This window comes from Halotia branconii CENA392, from assembly GCF_029953635.1.
GTDB classification, from domain to species: Bacteria; Cyanobacteriota; Cyanobacteriia; order Cyanobacteriales; family Nostocaceae; genus Halotia; species Halotia branconii.
In genome coordinates, this window is sequence record NZ_CP124543.1 from 5,550,052 (window position 1) to 5,572,350 (window position 22,299).

The following is a 22,299-nucleotide window of genomic DNA, read 5'->3' on the forward strand; positions in this document are numbered from 1 at the left end:
GGTGATGAAAAGTATAATCTTAAGTAGTAGCACGTCAAGACTAAATTAATGTAAAAAATTGTAGGTTGGGTCGAAGAATGAGACCCAACATCGTGACTAGTGTTGGATTTTGCTTTGCTCAACCCAACCTACACCTAAAATAAGTAATTTTACATAAAAAATATCATAATAAAATGAGATAAATCTACCCATAAAGACAAGTAAAATATGTGGTTGTTATCTCGCCAAGCTGTGATCACACCTTTTGTAGCTTGTTTATGCATGTTAGGAATTGGCTTAATTCAATTTCCCAAACTGCAAAAACTACTATATAATCAACAAGCTATTTCTATAGAGACTTTAGAAAAAGATATTCAATCCGAAAAATTGCGGCTGAATTTCTTAAAGAGAATGCCTAGTTTTGGTTACGACAATTTCATTGCAGATTGGGTATATCTTAATTTTTTACCCTATTTTGGTGATGACGAAGCACGCGCTAAAACAGGTTATAGCCTGAGTCCAGAATATTTTGAAGTAGTTCTCAAAAATGACCCCCGATTTTTAGCAGCTTATCTAAGTCTTTCTGCTAGTACTTCTATTTATGCTGCTATGCCAGAACGAACTATAAGTTTGATGGAGAAAAATTTAAAATCATTATCTCCTCAAGTCCCGGAAAAATCTTATTATGTGTGGCGTTATAAAGCAATTGATGAATTACTATTTATGGGCAATTCTCAAGCTGCTCAACATTCGTTCTTAATGGCAGCGGATTGGGCTAATAGTTATTCAGATGAAGAAAGTAAATATGTAGCTGCAATTTCTCAAAAAACAGCAGAATTTTTGAGTCGTAATCCTAATAGTAAATATGCTCAAATTGCCACTTGGTCAATGGTGTTAAATAATGACGTAGATGAAACAACTCGTAAAATAGCAATTAATAGAATTGAAGCTTTGGGTGGAAAGGTAATTACTACTCCTGAAGGCACTCAAAAAATTATGTTTCCTCCAAAAGATTAAATATATGAGTCAGTAGTCAGTGGTCAGTTGTTAGTTGTTAGTTGTCAGTAGTCAATGGTTACAGAAAAAATAACTAATTGACAACTAAGTAAGTCGGTTGGAATAAATCAAACTATGTTAAGCGATGTAAAATCATTGTAATTGATTTTGTAGTAAGGGCTTTAACCCTTTTTTGAGGACTAAAGTCCTCTCGACGAAACGTTACGCGTAGCTTGCTTACCCGGAGGAATACACTACAAACTTTTAATTATTTCTGCCGTTCTACTTAACAACTGACCACTGACAAATGACAACTGATATCTTTTGGTATGATGGCAGATTGATTCAATCCCAAACTTTAGAGTTAAATATTAACGATCTGGGTTTACTTTATGGGGCAACGGTTTTCACGACGTTGCGAGTTTATGATCATTCACTCGATAGTAGTTTAACTAATTGGCTTTTACACTGCGATCGCTTACTTTTTTCTTTACAATCTTTCGGTTGGCAACAACCAGATTGGAACCGTGTACGCCAAGGTGCAGAGGCTATCCTGGCACATTTCCCCGTTCTGAGAATTACTCTTTTTCCTGATGGACGGGAATGGATCACAGGTAGATTATTGCCACAAGATTTAACAGAAAAACAAAAAAACGGCATTACCACAAGTTTGGCAAGATCAGAATTTACTCGTAGTCTGCCTTCTCATAAAACCGGAAACTACCTCAGTGCATGGTTGGCAAAGACTAGCGTCCAACAAAATGCTCAAGAAGCAATCTTAGTAGATACCGCAGGTAATTGGCTAGAAACTACTACAGGCAACCTCTGGGGATGGCAAAATGGTAGTTGGTGGACACCACCTCTAACAGCAGGTATTTTACCGGGAATAGTGCGATCGCAATTAATTAAATGGCTGCAAAACCAGCAACAGACGGTACAAGAAGAACCTTGGACGAGTGAATTAGTTCGGCGATTTGAAGCGATCGCCTACACTAATAGTGTGGTAGAAATTATTCCCATCCATACCGTTCAACAACCTATAGGGTCGCTACAATATGATCCCTACCATCCTAGTTTTCAGCAAATCAAGCGTTTTTTTTAGCATGACAGGCGCGCCATTCTGTTATACCTTAAAATAAGTTAACATAATTCTTAATAAAGCCCTGTCTTTAAAAAGACGCTGCGTGAACGCAAAAAAATACAGGAGGACTAACCTCAGTGAATAAAAGATGGAGAAATACAGGGCTGTATGCCCTGCTGTTTATAGTTGTGATTGCGCTGGGAACAGCATTTTTTGATAAACAACCTCAAAGCAGAGAGACATGGCGCTACAGTCAGTTTATTCAAGAAGTTGAAAAAAACAATGTCGAAAAAGTCAGTTTGAGTGCAGACCGTTCTACAGCCTTAGTTACACCCAAATATGACCCTAATAAGAAGTTAGTAACCTTGGTTAACGACCAAGAACTAATCAATACTCTGACTGCCAAAGGTGTTGATATTTCTGTTTTGCCTCAAACCGATGAAGGATTTTGGTTTAAGGCACTCAGCAGCTTATTTTTCCCTGTATTGCTTCTGGTTGGTTTATTCTTCTTACTACGTCGCGCTCAAAGTGGCCCAGGTAGCCAAGCAATGAACTTTGGCAAATCCAAAGCTAGAGTGCAAATGGAGCCACAAACTCAAGTTACATTTGGCGACGTTGCTGGTATTGACCAAGCTAAGTTGGAACTAAATGAAGTTGTAGACTTTCTCAAAAATGCTGATCGCTTTACCGCAGTCGGTGCAAAAATTCCTAAAGGTGTACTATTAGTCGGCCCCCCTGGTACAGGTAAAACTCTCCTAGCTCGTGCTGTCGCAGGCGAAGCGGGTGTACCCTTCTTCTCCATCTCCGGTTCGGAATTTGTGGAAATGTTTGTGGGTGTGGGTGCGTCCCGCGTCCGCGATTTATTTGAACAAGCTAAATCTAACGCTCCTTGTATCGTCTTCATCGATGAAATTGACGCTGTAGGTCGTCAGCGGGGTGCAGGCTTAGGTGGTGGTAACGATGAGCGCGAACAAACTCTCAACCAGTTACTCACCGAAATGGATGGTTTTGAAGGTAACACTGGCATTATTATCATTGCTGCTACCAACCGTCCTGATGTTCTAGATGCTGCGCTGTTGCGTCCTGGTCGTTTTGACCGTCAAGTAGTAGTAGACCGTCCTGACTATGCTGGACGTAGCGAAATCCTTAAAGTTCATGCCCGTGGTAAGACTTTAGCTAAAGATGTAGACTTGGATAGAATCGCCCGTCGGACTCCTGGGTTTACTGGTGCAGATTTATCCAACTTGCTCAATGAAGCCGCAATTCTGGCAGCACGGCGGAATTTGACCGAAATTTCAATGGATGAAATCAATGATGCCATTGATCGCGTCTTAGCTGGGCCAGAGAAAAAAGATCGGGTAATGAGCGAAAAGCGCAAAACCTTAGTGGCTTATCACGAAGCCGGTCACGCCTTAGTTGGTGCTTTGATGCCAGACTATGATCCAGTACAAAAAATCAGCATTATTCCTCGTGGTCGCGCTGGTGGTTTAACTTGGTTTACTCCTAGCGAAGACCGCATGGACACTGGTTTGTACAGCCGTGCTTATCTGGAAAATCAGATGGCAGTAGCTTTAGGTGGTCGCCTTGCTGAAGAAATTATCTTTGGTGAAGAAGAAGTTACCACCGGTGCTTCTAATGACCTGCAACAAGTAGCAAGAGTTGCCCGTCAAATGATTACCCGCTTTGGCATGAGCGACAAACTAGGCCCAGTTGCCCTTGGTCGTCAGCAAGGTAACATGTTCCTCGGTCGGGATATCATGTCAGAACGCGATTTTTCTGAAGAAACCGCCGCAGCCATTGATGAAGAAGTCCGTAAACTTGTGGATGTAGCTTATACACGCGCTAAAGAAGTGCTAGTGAATAATCGGCATATTCTAGATCAGCTAGCGCAAATGCTGGTTGATAAAGAAACTGTAGATGCTGAAGAATTGCAAGAAATTTTGGCAAATAATGATGTCACAACTGCTGCGTTTGCCTAAATCATTTTTGGTTACAATTTAAAATCTTAATTGGGGGTAATTCTGGAGTATGCCAGAGTTACCCTAATTTTTGGGAATTTAATAAGCTACGCGGGTCAGTGGTCAGTTGTCAGTTGTCAGTAGTCAGTTGTTATTCTTCTTGCCCCCCTGCTCCCTGCTCCCTGCTCCCTGCTCCTCTGCCTCCCCTGCCTTCCCTACTTTCTCACTTCTGTCCTAGTTGTATTGAATGCCGAGATAAAATTGCTTTCATCTTCAAGTTTGTAAATTGTATGATCGCTTTTACTAATTCTTGTTGTTCTGGCTGCAAATTTAGAGTTTCTAAAGCCTGATTGATATCATTACCAGAACGTAAATTGTGGGCAAGTTGGGTACGTTGAGATGAATTTAAGACAGCGTTAATTTCTCTATTTCTTCTTTGACGGATTCCTTGAAGTTGTTGACGCTGTTGGGGAGTAAGGTTAATTTCGGACAATGAAGCAAAGTTGCTGGCAGCATTTGTAACTTGGGCAAGGACAATATCAGAAGCCGTATAGACTTGTCCAGTTGTTTCCCAAGCGATTCCAGGCATGAAGGTGATTAGGGCAAAAATAGTAACAGTTAATACAGACAACCGTTTTGTCAAGTTAACAACCATATTGAGCAATGCTTAAATCACAACCTAAAAAGTATTATCCGTTGTGAGGTAATCCCAAAAGATAAATTATGCTACAGCGAGTTTGTGCAGGGAAGACATGAAAAAGAAGCAGGGGAGCAGGAGAGAACAGGACAAGGGGCAGGGAACAGGGGGCAGGGGGAGAACAGGAAAGAGTGTTAACCACAAAATAAATGGGAAGTAGTTTCAAACTCCCCCTTGCACCCCGCACCCTGCCCCTCTGCCTTCTTTTCATGCCCCATGCCCACTTACTCTGATCTTTTCATTCTGTTAATTTCCCGTTGCAATTCTTCAATTTGCCGACGTAAATCTGCTGTTTCTTGGTCAGAGGTTTCGACTGCCACATTAACTGCTCCGGATTCGGGCGATCGCTGATAATTTCCTTGGCGAATTTGCTGATACTCTTGTGATACTGACCAATCTCGTAGGTACTGCAAGCGTTCTACAGGAAAAGGATGTGTTAGCATTGCACCTTGAAACCCAGTGTACATCAAAAATTTATACACTTGGTTTAATCCGTCTTCATCAAGTGCCTGATAACTTTCTGACTGTTTAATAAACTCTTGTAAACTGCACTCATTGGCATATTTGATACTACCACCAGTGACTTTCATCATTGAAGAAATGACCAAATTTAAGTCATCCGTGACTAATAAAGCAGCACGATCCGAAGACAATTCGGCTTTACGTCGCCATTCATAAAAAGCCAGCAACAAACCTTGACTGACAAAATCACCAATGCCAAAGGTCAAGTCACCAACTCTAGCAGCAACACTCCTCGCCCATATTGCCATTTGAATTAAAATAGTATGACCACATTTAATATGTCCCAGTTCATGGGCTAGCACCGCCTTAATTTCGGCTTCGTTTAGTAAGTCCAATATCCCTGTATTTATGACTATGTAAGGATGTTCTTGCCCCAGTGCATAACTATTCGCTTGGGGATTTTGCTCAATAAATAGTGCTGGTTCTGGATAAATATCTAAATCCCGCACGCATTCTCGAAAAATCTGGTAAATAGTGGAATATTGGCGTGGCCCGACTTGGATGGTGTTGCCCATTAGATAAATTAACTGAGGGCGCTCAGCGAAAAATTCCACAAATTTACGAGCTAAAAAATCAAATCCTGGTAAATTTCGTAAAGCTTGCTCGGCTTGGCGATCCAGTGGATGTCTGAAGGCTTCGCTGGAAATTCCTGTGTAAGTAGGCATAATTTAGATAATTGGTTAATGGTCAGTGGTCAGTGGTCAGTGGTCAGTGGTCAATAATGAGTAACAGATAACGCTTTATCAATCTCAGTGCATCGCTGGCAACTAACAACTGACAAATGACAACTGACAACATAATAGAAATGGGGCTATTGAAAGTAAAAATTACTTTTTATGGAATTAAAAGCTTGTGATTGAGGCAGAAGTCCATTTGTCACTACATAACTTCCTGCGATCGCAGGAGGGGTTCCCTTCCTGGCCTCATCATTTGACGATGGCCCGGTTGGTAGCACGCGCCTTGCGCCTAGGACGTAGTGCCTTAATTCAAGTTGGGGCAGTTTCTGGCTATCAAGGGCGATATCGCACTAGTTTTGTCGCATCGGCGCTGATGTGGCAAGGCGCTGTAATTATTGTTGCCCCAGAGGCAGTACAGCAACGTTTGCTGCAAATAGAAATTCCTCGACTACAGCAATGGCTACAAGCTCATAAACCAATCAGAACAGGTGACGCTTGGCCAGGTTCTGAGTTCCAAGGACTATTCCTGATTTCCCCTGAGGCTTGGTTAAAAGGACAACTCACATCTTCAGATTATTTTCCTCCAGCTATTCCCACTATTATCGATGGGGTAGATGATCTAGAAAGTTGGGTACGTCATCAGCTAACTCAAGATATTCAACCCCATGATTGGGATCAACTGATGCTGGCTTGTCCCCAACAAGCTGAGGTAATTCGCTCTGCACGGGTACAACTAACAAAAGAACTATTCCAGCATCCTGCAAATCCATACGAGTGCTATCTAATTTCTCAGCCAGAAATAGAAATTCTCAATCATCTTTATGCTGTTTTAAATTCAGTACCAGAATTACCAGCTAACTGGCAACACTTCAAGCAGCAGTTTGAACATATTTCCTCCCCCGCCTCCCCCGCCTCCCCTGCCTCCCATGCCTCCCCTGCCCTCTTCTGGGCAACTATCGCCCGTCGCCAAGGTTTATTTTCTTTACATTACACACCTTTGGAGTTAGGAAAAATACTTGCACCGATTTGGCAAAGACAACCTGTGGTGTTAATTGGCAGCGCTTTAGAACCAGAAACCGAGGCTCCGCTTTTTCGTCAGCGTTTGGGATTAGATGATGTCACTTGTTTAAAATTTTCTTCTGATAGTCAAGCAGAAGCAGTTCAATTTTATTTGCCCCATAAGTTACCCTTACCTAATACACCGGAATTTCAAGCAGCGTTTATTCACAAAGTTCGGACACTACTTTGTCTGAGTGCTACAGCACCAGGATTAATTGTTGTATTAGTAGGCGATGTACCACTGAAGGCTCAGGTAGGAGCAATTTTAGCCTCTGAGTTTGGTTCACGAGTACAGGTGGAAAAAACTTGTTTGGATGAGAATGGTATTTTAGTCAGTGGTTGGGAATTTTGGCGGGAGCATCAAACAGTCTTACCTGCACCTCATTTATTAATTATTGCTACATTGCCTTTGCCATCTCTAGAAAATCCTTTAGTGGCTGGTAGAGTTGCTCACTATAAGCGATCGCATCAAGACTGGTTTCGTTTATTTTTGTTACCAGCTGCTTTGAATGAATTACAGCGGGCGATCGCTCCTGTGCGAGAAAGTCAAGGTATCATTGCTTTACTCGATAGTCGTGTAATTAACCGTAGCTATGGGGCACAGATTCTTGCTGCTCTTAGTCCTCTAGCACGGATAAACTATCTTGATCCAAGTTTATTTTCCCATGCTAGTGAAGAAAATTCTGCTTAGTCAAAAGTTAAAAACTCTTGACTATTTACGTTTTGTCAACCGTAGCGCGATCGCTTGCCACCAAGCGCTATTATCAGTTTATTCATAAGTTCTCAGCTTCATAAACTGCTAGAACTTGATTTAGTACCAGTGCCATCTTAGAACCTAAGTTGATTTTCATTTTGAATTGCTGATTATGGGTGAAGCAAAACGTCGAAAAACCACACTCAAAGAAAAATACGGGCAAGAAACTCGAATCTTGCCTTGGGTTCCTATCACTAAAAGCCAAGCTGAATTATTTGTTGCTTGGACTACTCGTGGTGCTTGGATAGGCATCGGTATTATGGTTGCAGCTTGGGTAACTATCCGTTTTATTGGCCCGGCTTTTGGTTGGTGGCAAGTAGTATCTTAAGAAATTTCTAGCGGGTTTGTAAAAATTTCTATCTTGAGTATGGACTGTTAGGCTAATAACCTCTAATGTATGTTCCGTACTCAAGGAAATTTTGAATATAAAAAAATTAACTACTAGTTAAGTACGGTGAAAATAACTATCCAGTTGAAAAAGGTTCAAAAGTCTAAATTTAAAGGCTTTTTTTCCTTTTGCCTTCTTAAAATAGTTTTTTATGGATAGTTATAAATATCCAGCAGATGAAGCAATAGTGTATCCAGTAAGGGACTTCCAACTAAAAAAATATCCCATCGCTGTGTAGGTAAGAGGGCAGGTGAGCCAGCCTGCAGAAAGTTGTTTCAACAAATCTGTCTTTACCCCGAAATAGCGTAAATTTATGCCGATTCTTGTAATTCGCTCTATTTAATTTGCTATTTATAACTTTCGTTAGAGTGACAAAGTTTAAGTATCAAATACTATTGGTTGAGTGAGTTTTGTAAAAACTAGGTTTTTATACCTTTTGGAGATTCTCAAACTGGGCATTTGCGCTTCTTTCTATACGCTCTACTTGAAATTGGCTTTTGGGAACTTGCATAACTGTTTGTAAACATTCAATTAAAGATCTGAGATTTTAGGTAAATTTTCTAGCACAGTTTCCAAAAATTGAAAAATATTGCCATTTCGGCAACATACTATTTTTGAGTTTAGTTATTCTCAGTGTCAAATCTATAGATGACTGATATCTAGTAAATACGGAGTGTAAAAAATCGTTACAATTCAGTCAATAATTCTGAATCTCATATCTAAAATTTGCACTATTATCTACCAAACTTCATAGGTATCAAATTGCTTGACTTGGTACATCCAACTTTTGTATTAAGACCAAATTCTCTAAGTAGATCAACAAATCCATTACTAAATAAAGGCTATAAAAAATATTGAGGAGTTATGAAAAGACTTTAAATGTAATGAATTTTACTGATGATATTAGGTAAAAAATAAAACCGTAGCTTTTCTATAGTTGAACAATGTCAAATTTGAGTTACTCTTAAAGCGTATTGATCTAACTCAGCATCTACTCAGACGGAATCGTATAAATAAATATTAAATTTATAAATTCTGTCTGATAAATTGATTCTGCAAACTGAATAGTTTGATACGGCAAGCTAAACAGTTATCCACTACCCTAAGCAAGGAAGTCAATTAATGACTTTATCTTATGACTGGTAATTGTAATGGATAGTTTACAATACCAATGGGTGAGAAAATCTAAAGAAAATATAAAAGAAACTAACATGACTGTGGTGTCTGGAGGGCAAACGTGTTTCTAAGACTAGCGCATCAACATCGACAATTCGTCCAAGACTTGGTAATGAACCTGCAAGCCTTGGCAATTGTACTAGAACGGCGTGGGTATCCTGCGTCCTGTTATACGTGTGGCGACCAAATGAATAGTGCTTCATTTATGGTCAGTTTGGGAGATAATCATCTAATTCGGTTTTTGGTATCCGATTATGGGATTACTTGGACAGAGATGCGGGATGACCGTGAACTCATGAAGTTGGAGGGTGCTGAGGCAATTAACCAGTTACAAGAACTGGCTAATCTTGTCAAGCAGTTTGCACCCACTGCTTCAGGTAATAAAGCCCTAGCCAAAAACTGATAAGGATTCCTGTATCTGATGGGCTACATCAAAAAAGGTTCTGATAGTCGATCTAAAATTGGAAATCAATTGTTGGTAATTGCTAATAGGTAATTGTGGCTTAGTTTGTGATCGCCCGTTACCTATTTGCCATTACTATAGTGCTTCTTAGTTGTGTGCAATACACTTCATTAAGGAAAAGGGACTAGGAACTAGGGGTTAGGGACTAGAGTGGTGTATTTCATTCATCATAAAAACCGCTATACTACCTCATACCTCAGTAGCTGGATAAAATTAAATTCATTATTTTAGATTCTCAAAAAACAGGGAGTGCAAAACATCTGTGTAGTTACAGCATTTTGCAAGTAAAACCAAGTTTTCTTCATTTTTAGTTCAGCGATCGCCACATAGAAAGATTACCGTTTAGTATAATCAGATTTGATACTTAATATATTGTGGCGATCGCAGCAATGCCCAATTTTATTACTAAAATTTTCAAATAGTTTTATTAAGACCTACACAGAACTTGCCGCATTTTCTGCATATTCGCGGGCAATTCAAAGTTCATCGCTTGTTGAATGAAAACTGAAGGTATCGGGATATTAGGCGTAGCTTGGACATTATAAGCTAACAAAGTACCATTTCCACAATCTTTTAGCTCTAAATTGGCTGCAAAATCGAGAAAATTCCCTTTTTCCATCTTAAATTGAATTTTTTGCCCTACCACTTCCACAACGTTAAGATAAATTTCCACTTGAGCTGTGAAAAATAAAAAGGCTTTTTGTGCTACTTGATACAAACGCTTAACTTCGCCTTTATAGAGAATTTCGCTTTGAGTGATGTCAGGAAAATATTGCACCCAGCGAGGATAATCTGTTAATTGCTGCCACACCTGCGATCGCACTAACGGTAAATACATACAGGCGGTAACAGCACCACCCCAGGCTGTATGCGATTGCGTTTGCACCAAAATTTCACCCTGGATCAGCAATCTTTGTTTTTCATGACTAGCAGCCATATCTGAACCTGTAATAATTGAGTCTAAGATATAAGACGCAGACATACGATTTAAGTTACTCCTCAGATTATCCAGCTTTTAAGGTTAAGACTACAAACTATCAAAATAGGTTCGAGTCCAACCAAACTAAATATTAATTCCAGTCATACATTTGAATTTCCTGGAACTAATCATTTTTAGGTCATTATTCAGGCATCATACTTAAGCAAACTGTATTTTAAATTACAATTAATTAAAAAAACATCCAAGTGGCTTTTAATGTAGCACCACTTTATAAAGAAAAATTGAGTTAATAACAGCTAGAATGGCACAAATGCAATCTTAGATGCAACCAGCTTTATATTGTCAAAATTATAGTTAGTAGTAAATTTTCAGTTAAGAGGTGAATTAAGATGAGACAATCTGCTTTAAACCGTTTACTAACCCAAGCTTTTGGTGTCTTTCTCGGTGTTGGCATAGCAGTTTGGGTACTTAGGGGTTTTGGCATTCTCACGTTTATTCCGGGCGGAGTTATTTGGCTATTATTATTAGGGGCGATCGCCATAGGGATCATCAATTATGCTCAAAGAACTTGGTGGCGTTTCTAAAAAATACTCATTATTTTTATTACATATAAATAAAGCTATTACTTAAGGGCATATAGTAATCCGGTTTGATTCGGTGAATTTATTTGTGTAGGTAGGGAACAGGAAACAGGAAACAGGGAACAGTTAAGAAGGGATAGATATGTACTGAATCGTGTTCAAAAATCAAATAGGAGTCCTATATTACTAAAATTTATCTAAATCAAACTTTTATCCAATAACCAAAAATCTTTAAGGAAAAATTATGGAACTTCATGTGTGTACACTTTGCGGCTATGAATATGATCCAGAAGTAGGCGATCCAGATGGCGGTATAGCCTCAGGAACACCCTTTGAAGAAATACCAGAAGATTGGGTATGTCCAGTTTGCGGCGCAACCAAAGATGAATTTGAACCAGCAGAGTCGTGAGAGACTAGCCTAGAAAGTAAGCGCTATAGAAGAGATATTTTTGAAATTGCTACCGTTAAAAGTTGTAGTTATTGGAGGTGGGGCAGCGGGATTTTTTGGTGCGATCGCTTGTGCTGAATCCAATCTTTACGCCCAGGTTACTTTACTTGAAGCTAGTCGTAAACCGCTGGCTAAAGTTCGCATTTCTGGTGGAGGACGCTGCAATGTTACTCATGCTTGTTTTGAAGCAGGTGAATTAGTACAAAACTACCCTAGAGGTGGAAAAGCCCTGCGGGGTGCTTTCACTCGCTTTCAACCCCAAGATACAATAGCTTGGTTTGCTGATCACGCAGTCAATCTTAAAACTGAAGCTGACGGACGGATGTTTCCGATTACAGATAGTTCTGAAACAATTGTGGACTGTTTGATGAATGCAGCCAGAGTATCGGAGGTAGAACTTTGTACGGGAACATCTGTTGTTTCAGTCAAACGACTACCTAGCAATGAATTTGAAATACTGCTGAAGTCGGGAGAAATCAAGAAGTGCGATCGCTTGTTGCTAGCAACAGGAAGCAACCCTATAGGTTATAAAATAGCTCAAGAGTTTGGTCATTCAATTCAACCACCTGTCCCCTCACTATTTACCTTCAACATTCTTGATCCCCATCTTAGGGCTTTAGCTGGAATTAGCGTTAACCCTGTGCAGTTACGGTTATCTGTTGGTGGAAAACCTCAACTATCACAAACAGGGCCATTACTCATTACTCACTGGGGTTTAAGTGGCCCGGCAGTTTTAAAGCTTTCGGCTTGGGGTGCAAGACTTTTACATGAAAACCGTTATCAAGCCACATTGTTAATCAATTGGCTACCGCATTTACAGCAAGAACAAGTACGAGAAAAAATCTTAGCAGTTAAAACACAATGGGCAAACAAAGCGATCGCTTTACATCGTGGAGTTGATTTACCTCACCGCCTTTGGCAATATATTATTGCTCGTGTAGATATTACTACAGAAGATCGCTGGGCAGAAATCTCTAACAAAACCTTAAATCAGCTAGTACAAGAACTTACCCAAGGACAATATTTAATCGCTGGGAAGGGAGTGTTTAAAGAAGAATTTGTCACCTGTGGCGGTGTCAGCCTCAAACAAGTCAACTTCAAGACGATGGAAAGTAAATTAGTTCCGGGGCTTTACTTTGCCGGAGAAATTTTAGATATTGATGGCATTACGGGTGGGTTTAACTTTCAAAGTGCTTGGACAACAGCTTATTTAGCTGGTAACGCAATGGGAACTAGTGATCTGTCAACCCAAAAATGACGGGTGGAGGCAAGCAGGGGAGGCAGTGCGGTCTTGGGGAGCCACTGCGGTCTTGGGGTCTCCCCAAGTGGAGCAAGTGGCGTGGTTCCCCCCAGGAGCAACTGCCGTGGAGCAGAGGAAGCAGAGGAAGCAGGGGGAGAGAAAAACTGGACTTTTTCCCATTAATCCAGAAAAGTTCCCTTAGCAAACTACTAGTTAGTTTGTCTCATTTATATTATGAGTTTGTAGTAAGTACTTCAGTGCTTAAAAAGACAGGACTAAAGTCCTGACTACGAACTTCATTACAATCCATTGCCAATCAAAATAAACGATCCCCAATAGTAGGGGTGAGTCAGGTTACTGCCGACTGCTGCTGATGTATCTTGATTTTTTGCCTGTGAGTCTCCATTAATTAAAGCAATTTGGGCTTGCCGTAAAGCTTCGGCTTTGGTAAATTTACCTGATGAAAGTGTGGTATAAAAAGCGTTCATCAATGCCTGAGTTCCGCCATCATCTACAGCCCATAAAGAGGCGATCGCTGCCCTAGCGCCGGTTTTTTGAATTTGGTAGCCGAAGCCTAAAATTTCTTCACCATTGCCCAGTTTGCCCCCTAAGCCAGTTTCACAGGCACTCAAAACTACCAGATCTACACGGGGAAGTGACCAAGTGCCAATATCTGTAAGGTTAACGCGATCGCCGTTGCCAAACAAAATAAATGAATCTTCTGGTTTACCAACTACAAAAGCTGCATGAGTCGCTAGATGGACAATTGGATAATCATCCATTTGCGGTACGGTAGCTTGCGGACTAAAATCATCGTTTAAAAGTTTTTTGGTTTGGGGAATAATAGCCGCTAAACTTTCCACTTCTCGTCCGGCAAAGGGCAATCCTGAAAAATCAACTTGTCGATTGCCTAGTGCAACTTCAAAATTACCTCTAGTAAAAGCACCAGCTAAAACCCGCAAAGTAGATGTTCGTGGACTATTTAAATTAGTTAAACTCGTAGCAGTAATATGATTGACATTAAAGCGTTCTACTAACCACTGTTTACCATCGTATAGGGCTGCTAAAGGAACATAGCGTAACTGGTCATCTGGTGCATAAATCAGAGTTTGTGTCTTTACTTGTTGCAAGTCATTTTCGATGGGTTTGATTAGCCATGCATACAACTGACTGGCAGGTTTTTTAATATTCCGGCTGGGATTTGTTAAAGCTTCACGGAAGGTAACGATAGTCTGGTTGAGTTGTTCGCGCGTGACAGCAACCGGACGGTGAATTGGCGGGGAGTCTGGAGTTACCAACACCAATTCCAAGCGATCTTTGAGAACTAATGGATACAGCAGTACAGATTTTTGGGGTAATCGCGCCAAGTTATCGCGGATTTCGTTAATATTTTCTAAATCCAAATTTTGCCGTCTAGCAGTACGGCTAATTTGATCTATCTGTGCTGTGACTGCGGGACTAGTAATAAATTTGTTAAATGCTTCTAGGAGTTGTTGCTGATTGCCTACTAGTTGATTAATGCGTTGATTTTGTTGTGGCGATCGCTTCTGTGGAGGAATGTTACGTAATTTTGTCAGTTCTTTACCTAAGACAACGGCATTATCAAGGGTTTGATCTAGTTGTTGCTTAATTGGTTTTTCTATGGGCAATATATTAATGCCTTTAGCAGTCCGTTGATTGCCAGGTACATTGTGGAGATACTCTTCTAGTTCTTCAACTTTAAGTAAATCTATAGTGCGTTGCGCTTCTGCAACACGTCCTTGTTTTAATAAGCCTTCACCCAAAAAGCGATATGTCTGGGCAACAGTTATGCTGTAAGCGTCTGGTTGCGGGGCAGAAAATACTGATGGATTCAAGCGAACTTTTTCGCGGTTAATTAAGCAATGTTTGTAAAAGAAAACTGCTAACTCTGGTTTATTTTGGATATCAAATAAATAACCTATATTACTGTAAGTTTTACCCAAATCAGTGTAAGCTTGCCCAGGTGTAGTTTCTTTGACGCTAAGTTCTTTGTTAATGCGTAAAGCAGTGAAAAAAAAGCTCAGTGCTTGGGAATAATCACCTTGATTTTGATACACTCTACCCAGATTATTAAGAGTAACAGCTTCCCAAGAAGAGTTGGCAAGTTCTTTGCTAATGACTAATGCTTTCTGTAATCTCTGCAATGCTGCTGTAAATCGCCCTTGCTGAGATGCGGCGATCGCTTCTGCATTTAACCGCTTAATTTCTGATTGTTGATTGTTCTGGGGTTGCTGTGCATGGTTGTTTTGTGCTTGAGTATTTGAATTTACTAAATTGTTTTTTGGATAGGCGATCGCACAACTGAGGAAAAAAAGTACATTTACGGCAAAAATACTAAAATATTGGAGATGAGGGTACATAAAAACCCCCTCGTATTTGCGAGAGTTGAATACTAATAAAATAGATTTTACAATGCAACTGCTTTTTATGCTATTCCAGATGTGGAAAGTTCATAGTTGCTAAAAAACTTGAAAATGTTTGAAGAACAAGCAAAACTACCACCAACCAGCGCCCTTGATATTCCATCAAATCGCAACTTTGAAAGTTGGTTTGAATATCCTGTGAGAGTGCAACCTCATCATACTGACTATGCAGGTATTGTCTGGCATGGTACTTATATAACTTGGCTGGAAGAAGCACGTATAGAATGTTTGCGATCAATTGGTATTGAATTTGCTGATTTAGTAACTTTAGGTTGTGATTTACCAGTTGTAGAACTTTCCCTACGCTATCACCGTTCTATTCAACTAGGAATGGCAGCAGTAGTAAAAACCCGCATGACCGAGGTAACAGGCGTACGTATTAACTGGGATTATGCGATTGTTTCAACCGATGGACAACAATTGTATGTCACTGCCAAGGTGGCGTTAGTAGCATTAGATCGCGAAAGAGGTAAAATTATGCGTCAGCTACCTCCCAGTTTCAAAGATGCATTAGCGAAGATTTACTCATTACACAATAATTAACCAAATAAACCTCAATTTTTAAGCTTTTCACTCTGCCTCTTTGTGGTTAAATAAATACTTTATAAACCACAGAGGCGCGGAGGCAACAGAGAGAAACAGGACTTACGCAAGCCCAAATCGTCATTGCGACCGAAACGAAGTGTAGGGAAGCAATCGCGGAATTTTTGCGATTACGTCGCTATCGCTCGTAATGACGGAATTGCGTTAGTTTTGCGTAAGTCCTAAGAAAAAAGAAAGTTTGTGAGTTACAGTTTTTAATTACCGCTACGTATCTGTGACACGGTTTGAGCAAACTGCATTATCTGATGCCAAATATCTTGCGGTGTAATACCAAAACCAATATTTAATAAGACCAAAATTGCGGCAATAGTCAGTGCATTGCTGATAGTTGTTTTTAGCAACTTCCATAACACTACAAATATAATCCAAGCAATGATTAAAGTAGGAATCATAAATACCAATTATTTAAAAACTACCCTTTTTTCAAAGGGTTTTTATTTAAAAAGGTAAATTTTTATGCATGTAATAATTACTGCTACAAAAGTAGCTTGACCCTAGTTATAATAGATACAATAGTTGAAATATTTGGTAGATTTTTTAGTAATTGCTCTACTTCCAATATACCATAAATTGACAAAATAATTTGTCAGTTTTAAAACTTTTTTAGATAAATTATTCCAAATATCTCTTTTTTTTAGATCAAAAGTAGTGAGGGTGGTGTATTTAGAGAATATTTGTAAAGTCTTAGCCCAAAACTTTTAAAATTCCTCTTTGCTCACCATCCTCAACAGTATTTTTCTACCAATGAAATTCTTAGCGTAGAGAAATAATTGGCGAGTGAGTTGCTAATTTGTTAGTTGCTGTTAAAACTTCTTGTCTGGCCCATTTATCTGCTGCCAAAATGTCATCTAAAGTGGGATTTGCACAGTTATTATTTTGATGGCGATCGCACACCCATTCGATACATCGGGGAATATCTAAAAATCGAATTTTCTCTTCTAAAAATAAAGCTACAGCTTGTTCATTGGCGGCGTTTAACACAGCTGGCATCGAACCACCAGCTTTACCCACGGCATAAGCTAACTGCATACAAGGATACTTTTGATGATCTGGTTCACGGAAGGTTAAATCACCAGCTTTCACTAAATCCAATCTTTCCCAGTCGGTGTAGATGCGTTCAGGCCAAGATAAAGCATAAAGCAAGGGTAAACGCATATCAGGCCAACCAAGCTGAGCTAAAACTGAAGTATCTTGCAGCTCAATTAGGGAGTGAATAATGCTTTGGGGATGAATGACAATTTCGATATCGTCGTAATCCAACCCAAACAGAAAGTGAGCTTCAATCACTTCCAGTCCTTTATTCATCAAAGTAGCAGAATCTACGGTGATTTTGCGCCCCATCGACCAATTAGGATGCTTGAGGGCATCGGCAACTGTCACCTGCGCTAACTTTTCTACATCCCAATCTCGAAAAGCTCCACCAGAGGCAGTGAGCAAAATCCGCCGTAAGCCGCCTTTAGGCACGCCTTGGAGGCACTGAAATATTGCCGAGTGTTCAGAATCGGCTGGTAAAAGTTTTACCCCATGTTTTTCGACTAAAGGTAGAACTACAGGGCCGCCAGCAATGAGAGTTTCTTTATTTACGAGGGCAATATCTTTACCAGCTTCAATAGCGGCGATGGTAGGGAGTAACCCAGCACAACCAACTATACCCGTGACAACCGTTTCAGCATCACCATAGCGAGCAACTTCAACAACTCCAGCATCACCTGCCAGTAGAATCGGTTGGGGATCAAGATCTTTGATAGCTTCTTGGAGTGCTGGCAATTTTTCTTGTGAACAAATCGCTGCTATACTCGGTTGAAATTGTCGAATTTGAGCAGCTAACATTTCTACATTATTTCCAGCTGCCAATCCCACAATCCGAAATTGATCTGGGTACTGAGTCACAATATCTAAAGTCTGAGTACCGATTGAGCCAGTGGAACCAACAAGAGTAATCGCTTTCACAATTGCTTAAGGATTTACAGACAACTCCCACTATAAATTGCTGAGGACTCCTTCGGGATCAAAAATTTAGTTAAGTGATCAAGTAAACATAAAAACTCTACTCACCAAGAGGCAGCGCGGAGCGTTTCGTATGACTGGGGGAAGTACAAGCTCCGCTCCGTCCCAGCCTCTCCCCCTTGCTCCCTGCTCCCCTGCTTCCAGGGGTATGATGAGCTTAACTCTTCTTGCTTTCTTCAGTTACTCTTTAATTGAGGGTGGATTAGGAACTTGTGAAGCTAACTCAGGATAGCCAGCATTATTTAAATATGTACGTACCGCATCATAATCACTATATCTGAGTTCCCTGAGCGCTGAATTTAAATGAGACTTGACTTTTTCATCAGTCACTTCAGCTAATAACGCAGAAATTTGATGTAACAGGCTATTAAAATGATGTGGTTTTGAAGTTAATTGGCGTTCCATAGATAACTGCCGTGTCATAGTAAACTCGATTAATTGAGCTGGTACAGGTGCAGGCAATCCTCCCCATACCCCCATATCTTCAAATACGTTGTAAATCAATCGTTGATAAGCTGTAGATTCTCTTGCAGGAGAAACTCCCCACGAGTCTAAACCCCAAGAAGTTTGGATTGAACCCACAGAAAAAACTCTAGCACCACTAGGAGCCGTAAAGTAGACACCTTGAGCTGTTTGCACAGCATCCAAAGGTAGATTACCTAAAAATGATTGAGAAACATTAGAAGTTCCAGGAATAGAATCGGGGATAGTGGATTCAAAAATAATACTGTCTACAAACTTGGGTGTTCCTGTTTTAGTCTGGGGCTGTGCCAGGGAATCTGGATCAATGTGATCCCATTCATAACCAATTAATTGAGTGAGTTTAGAACCTATCGTCAAGCCAGTTCCTCTAAAAATACTATCTTCTTTTTTGACCGTCAGATCATATCCTCCATAAATATTTCCAATATCCCCGATATACCCAACTCCTAATAAACCGCACTCACCTTTAATTTGGCATCCATTAAACGTTTTACCAATTAATTCTTGGTCACGAAAACGATAGGTTGGTGGAACATTAAATGTGTCTACTATGTAATTAGAAACGACACCTCCTGCTAAAGGGTCATTCTTTTTATAAAGATCAGCAGTTCTATAATCATCACTCCATTTTATATTCCAATAACAAGTATTTGCTGATAGAGAAACGACATTTACACCAGCTTCTATAGCTTCTTTTATTGCTTTATATTCTTTAAAACTCCAATATTCATCGTGTCCACTGTTCATAAATACACGATATTTTTTTACAAAATTGGAACCTTGCTTATCTATATCTTGCCCACCACAGTAAGAAACACGATAGTTATTTTTTTCTAACCAGCGTATAGTGTTGACTTCCCAACGTAAAGGATTACTATTTACTGCATTTGGATTAAAGGTGTTAGCTTCCCAAGGGCGATCGTGAGTAATTTGTAATGCTCTTTCGCCACCAGAATATGTTGATTTCCTGTTATCCCCATTGTAAGAAAAAGTATTGTAAGCAAGATGAGTGGCAAATCCAAACTTATACACAATATCAGATTTTAGTGCATCATCTCGCAAAATAAAGAATGCCAAACATTGTTTATTTGTATTTTTTTCAGTTAATTTTACCATATAACAACCCGTGACCCAGGTGTCATTAGTTGTAATAGTATAAGTTTTTGCCCAACTATAGCGAACGAGTTTTGTTTGTGAGTTAACAAGCTCGTTAAATATAGATTGTTTAGCTGCTACAATATTATCAATATCTTCAACTAACCTTCCTCCTACACCTCCGTAATAACCTAATCTATAAACTTCTAATCTAATGTTTCCAGGTGTAAGAACACTTGCTTTGATATCAATCGACTCGCCTTTATTAATAGATTCTGCACTCATAAAAGCAGCAATTTCTAGACTCAAAGCATAGTTAGTTTCTAACCAGTTTTCAGTTCCAGATTTGAGATTTTCCAAAAATATGGGATGATTGATAACATGTTCTCTAACATTGATAGTTGTCGATTCACTCTCAGTCTGAAAAACAATATCTTGATAATAATAACTATTCTGAAAACTCCTTTGTGGAAAAACGGGAGCTAATGCTGGATCATCGTATCCATCTTCTAAATTATAATAAGTAAAGACTCCATTTAGAGACTCAGTTGTAGCCAATGCAGTGATTGGACTTTTGACAAAGGGTGTATTGAAAAAATTACCTTGTCGCGGAAGATTTTTCAGCACATCCGCAGAAACAATATAAGTTTTATTAGGTTGAATATCAACAGGCGGGTTTAATGCTGCTTCATTCCAACTATCACCAACGATATTTTCAAATGTAACTTCAGCTAATATCTGTTTTGTTTCACCATCCCATAATCTCGCTTTATGGGGCTGATTTATATTATCTTGGGCAGATATCCAAGACCTCAAAGCTTTGATTTTACCAGCTTGCGAAGATTTGAACTTAAAACCAGCATCATAGAGTTTATCATCGCCAGAAACCAATGATGAGCTACCACCATTAATTGCACCATCAAATCGAGGATCTTTATCACTAAATAACTTGATATCTTGAATAGTAGAATCTTCGCCAATTGGATAATCAATAAAATTAGGCTCTGTTGCTGTCAGCATGATAGATTACTCCAATATTAATTTGTTAGCTTGTTGCCAGGAACACAATTGATTGATTGTATTAATTAGTACAATCAGTAATTTAGATATTGTGATTAGTCCCGCTAATATATTTTAATATTGAAGTTTTATTAAATTATAGTACCCTTAAGGGTACTATTAAGATATCGAAAAACTTCACTAAAATTTATCAATAAAATTGTCAAATATTAACGTTCTTTAGTAATTACCGAATTACCATTACTAATAATTACTTTTTGAACCGAAACATTAGTACATAAGGATAAAATATCCTTTGTCATTTTATTGGCAATATTTTCAAAATTTTGGGTTGTTAATCCACATGCATGATCACCACTTAAGGTAATCGAGACAGTTAGGATTTGAGGAACAGCATAATCCTGTTCATTATCTAATAATTCGAGTTCGTATTCTGATATACCTAAATCAAATTCCTTACTCCAGGTGGGAATATCTTCACCTGTTTGTTGCCAGTAAACCTGGACTTTTTCAATAGACGTAGTACCTAAACTAGTGATCCCTCTATAAACAAATGCAACTAAGGCTTGCTGATTTGGCACTTGAGCAGATTCTAGCATCACCTGTAAGCAACCGTCTTCAAGAATAGCTTTTACAGTGATACCCTTAGATTGTAGTTGACGATTCATGAGAAATGCGATCGCCTGTGCATCTCCCTGTTTAGCAAGTTGCAAAAGATTTGCCTGTGTCATAACCAGTAAAAAATAAAAACTGAGAAATTAATCTTCTATCTCAGGATTCCCTATTTACAGGTAGAAGCAACATTTTCCGATGCATAGACCACAGTTAAGGTAAAAAGAGGGATTAGGGGCTAATATCGTTTCATTTTAAAGTTGATACATTTGGGCAAGCAGGGGGGGCATGGGAAGCAGGGGGAGTAAGAAAAGTAATTTGTATTAGTAATTTCGTAAAATAGTATAAGGATTAGAGGCTACGGATTAGAACAATAATGTCTTTTACGAATCTGTAAACCCTAAATTTAAAGTAAAAAAAATATTTTGTAGAAAGTTGCAGGCAATTACAGCTAAGAATCGGCATACTGTAAAGAGGGAGAGCAGTTGAAACAACTTTCTGCTTTCTTGGGCGTGAATGTGAACTAGCAAAAATGAGACGTAAAAATACTGTTAGACCGACTACTTCTAGACCTTCTGCTTTACAATCTCCTGTATTTAACATCACTACCATTGCAATTTTGGCAGGAGTGCTGATTTTAGGGATTGGAATTGGCATTGCTTTTAGCTCTACGACTACATTAAGTCCGTCAAACGTAGCTTCTCGTGAGTTCATTGATACTAAAGCCCCAAACCCTGAGATTTGTGTGCAGTATGGAGCTAGCGCAATGGTGATGGATGCCAGACTGTTTGTAACTCTCAACCCTTTTAATGTCTATGTCGCTCAGCCAAGTATGCGCCCTGGATGTGTTTTACGTCAAAATAACTGGGCACTATTAGAGCAACGTAAACTTGTGACATCTGAGCAAGTCAGAGAATGTAAAAATCGTCTGAATACCTTTGGTTTTACAGGTAACTTAGACAGCGAAAAACCTGATATTAGATGTATTTATCAAAACGAATCGGCTCAAAACTTTTTTATGTCTCAACCAGGAGCAGTTGCACCGCCTCAAGAAACAGAAAGATTTTAGATTTGTG

The 22,299-nt window shown here is 39.4% G+C and carries 19 protein-coding genes; 11 read left to right on the plus strand and 8 right to left on the minus strand.

Features of this window, described 5'->3' with window-relative positions; translation table 11 throughout:
* Positions 1-207: 207 nt before the first annotated feature.
* From QI031_RS24370 to ftsH3, 3 genes are all read left to right on the plus strand, one after another.
* A complete protein-coding gene (locus QI031_RS24370; protein ID WP_281482180.1) occupies positions 208-996 on the plus strand; it encodes a hypothetical protein in 789 nt (262 codons plus the stop codon).
* Positions 997-1,282: 286 nt separating this feature from the next.
* A complete protein-coding gene (locus tag QI031_RS24375; RefSeq protein ID WP_281482181.1) occupies positions 1,283-2,077 on the plus strand; it encodes an aminotransferase class IV in 795 nt (264 codons plus the stop codon).
* Positions 2,078-2,193: 116 nt separating this feature from the next.
* Positions 2,194-4,035 carry an ATP-dependent zinc metalloprotease FtsH3 gene (gene ftsH3 / locus QI031_RS24380; protein ID WP_281482182.1) on the plus strand — a complete coding sequence of 614 codons (1,842 nt, stop codon included), beginning with the start codon at positions 2,194-2,196 and terminating at the stop codon, positions 4,033-4,035.
* 202 nt (positions 4,036-4,237) lie between these two features.
* Here the strand turns inward: ftsH3 and QI031_RS24385 are convergent, their stop codons facing one another.
* Together QI031_RS24385 and QI031_RS24390 are read right to left on the minus strand one after the other, a co-directional pair.
* Positions 4,238-4,669 (minus strand): hypothetical protein, encoded by a 432-nt coding sequence (locus QI031_RS24385; RefSeq protein ID WP_281482183.1) that lies wholly within the window; start codon positions 4,667-4,669, stop codon positions 4,238-4,240.
* A gap of 266 nt (positions 4,670-4,935) precedes the next feature.
* Complete coding sequence (locus QI031_RS24390; RefSeq protein WP_281482184.1) at positions 4,936-5,898, minus strand: M48 family metallopeptidase; 963 nt, start codon at positions 5,896-5,898, stop codon at positions 4,936-4,938.
* Between the two features lie 187 nt (positions 5,899-6,085).
* On the opposite strand from QI031_RS24390, the gene QI031_RS24395 reads away from it, so the two are divergent.
* From QI031_RS24395 to QI031_RS24405, 3 genes are all read left to right on the plus strand, one after another.
* Positions 6,086-7,660 carry a helicase C-terminal domain-containing protein gene (locus QI031_RS24395; RefSeq protein ID WP_281482185.1) on the plus strand — a complete coding sequence of 525 codons (1,575 nt, stop codon included), beginning with the start codon at positions 6,086-6,088 and terminating at the stop codon, positions 7,658-7,660.
* Between the two features lie 175 nt (positions 7,661-7,835).
* Complete coding sequence (locus QI031_RS24400; RefSeq protein ID WP_281482186.1) at positions 7,836-8,051, plus strand: DUF2839 domain-containing protein; 216 nt, start codon at positions 7,836-7,838, stop codon at positions 8,049-8,051.
* Positions 8,052-9,348: 1,297 nt separating this feature from the next.
* On the plus strand, positions 9,349-9,690 hold the full coding sequence (locus QI031_RS24405; RefSeq protein ID WP_281482187.1) for a DUF1815 family protein: 342 nt from the start codon (positions 9,349-9,351) through the stop codon (positions 9,688-9,690).
* Positions 9,691-10,177: 487 nt separating this feature from the next.
* Here QI031_RS24405 and QI031_RS24410 read toward each other — a convergent pair whose 3' ends face one another.
* Positions 10,178-10,732 (minus strand): SRPBCC family protein, encoded by a 555-nt coding sequence (locus tag QI031_RS24410; protein WP_281482188.1) that lies wholly within the window; start codon positions 10,730-10,732, stop codon positions 10,178-10,180.
* 347 nt (positions 10,733-11,079) lie between these two features.
* Between QI031_RS24410 and QI031_RS24415 the strand changes: the two genes are divergently transcribed.
* The 3 genes from QI031_RS24415 (at position 11,080) to QI031_RS24425 (ending at position 12,977) form a co-directional block, all read left to right on the plus strand.
* A complete protein-coding gene (locus QI031_RS24415) occupies positions 11,080-11,274 on the plus strand; it encodes a hypothetical protein (RefSeq protein WP_281482189.1) in 195 nt (64 codons plus the stop codon).
* A gap of 241 nt (positions 11,275-11,515) precedes the next feature.
* Positions 11,516-11,680, plus strand: coding sequence for a rubredoxin (gene rd, locus QI031_RS24420; RefSeq protein ID WP_281482190.1), 165 nt, complete (start codon positions 11,516-11,518; stop codon positions 11,678-11,680).
* A gap of 46 nt (positions 11,681-11,726) precedes the next feature.
* Positions 11,727-12,977 carry a BaiN/RdsA family NAD(P)/FAD-dependent oxidoreductase gene (locus tag QI031_RS24425; protein WP_281486113.1) on the plus strand — a complete coding sequence of 417 codons (1,251 nt, stop codon included), beginning with the start codon at positions 11,727-11,729 and terminating at the stop codon, positions 12,975-12,977.
* 281 nt (positions 12,978-13,258) lie between these two features.
* On the opposite strand, the gene QI031_RS24430 is transcribed toward QI031_RS24425, so the two are convergent.
* Entirely contained in the window at positions 13,259-15,340 is a 2,082-nt protein-coding gene (locus QI031_RS24430; protein WP_281482191.1) for a CHAT domain-containing protein, read from the minus strand.
* A gap of 114 nt (positions 15,341-15,454) precedes the next feature.
* Here QI031_RS24430 and QI031_RS24435 point away from each other — a divergent pair, with 114 nt between their 5' ends.
* On the plus strand, positions 15,455-15,946 hold the full coding sequence (locus QI031_RS24435; RefSeq protein WP_281482192.1) for an acyl-CoA thioesterase: 492 nt from the start codon (positions 15,455-15,457) through the stop codon (positions 15,944-15,946).
* 254 nt (positions 15,947-16,200) lie between these two features.
* On the opposite strand, the gene QI031_RS24440 is transcribed toward QI031_RS24435, so the two are convergent.
* The 4 genes from QI031_RS24440 to QI031_RS24455 all read right to left on the minus strand — a co-directional run bounded on the left by QI031_RS24440 (position 16,201) and on the right by QI031_RS24455 (position 21,342).
* Positions 16,201-16,398: a hypothetical protein gene (locus QI031_RS24440; RefSeq protein WP_281482193.1), complete on the minus strand. Its 198-nt coding sequence runs from the start codon at positions 16,396-16,398 to the stop codon at positions 16,201-16,203.
* A gap of 361 nt (positions 16,399-16,759) precedes the next feature.
* Positions 16,760-17,956 (minus strand): 1-deoxy-D-xylulose-5-phosphate reductoisomerase, encoded by a 1,197-nt coding sequence (dxr, locus tag QI031_RS24445; RefSeq protein ID WP_281482194.1) that lies wholly within the window; start codon positions 17,954-17,956, stop codon positions 16,760-16,762.
* Between the two features lie 237 nt (positions 17,957-18,193).
* The gene (locus tag QI031_RS24450) at positions 18,194-20,611 is read right to left on the minus strand and encodes a N,N-dimethylformamidase beta subunit family domain-containing protein (RefSeq protein WP_281482195.1); all 2,418 of its coding nucleotides are present in this window, start codon (positions 20,609-20,611) and stop codon (positions 18,194-18,196) included.
* Positions 20,612-20,820: 209 nt separating this feature from the next.
* Entirely contained in the window at positions 20,821-21,342 is a 522-nt protein-coding gene (locus tag QI031_RS24455) for a hypothetical protein (protein ID WP_281482196.1), read from the minus strand.
* A gap of 413 nt (positions 21,343-21,755) precedes the next feature.
* Between QI031_RS24455 and QI031_RS24460 the strand changes: the two genes are divergently transcribed.
* The gene (locus tag QI031_RS24460; protein WP_281482197.1) at positions 21,756-22,292 is read left to right on the plus strand and encodes a DUF3172 domain-containing protein; all 537 of its coding nucleotides are present in this window, start codon (positions 21,756-21,758) and stop codon (positions 22,290-22,292) included.
* Positions 22,293-22,299 lie beyond the last annotated feature (7 nt).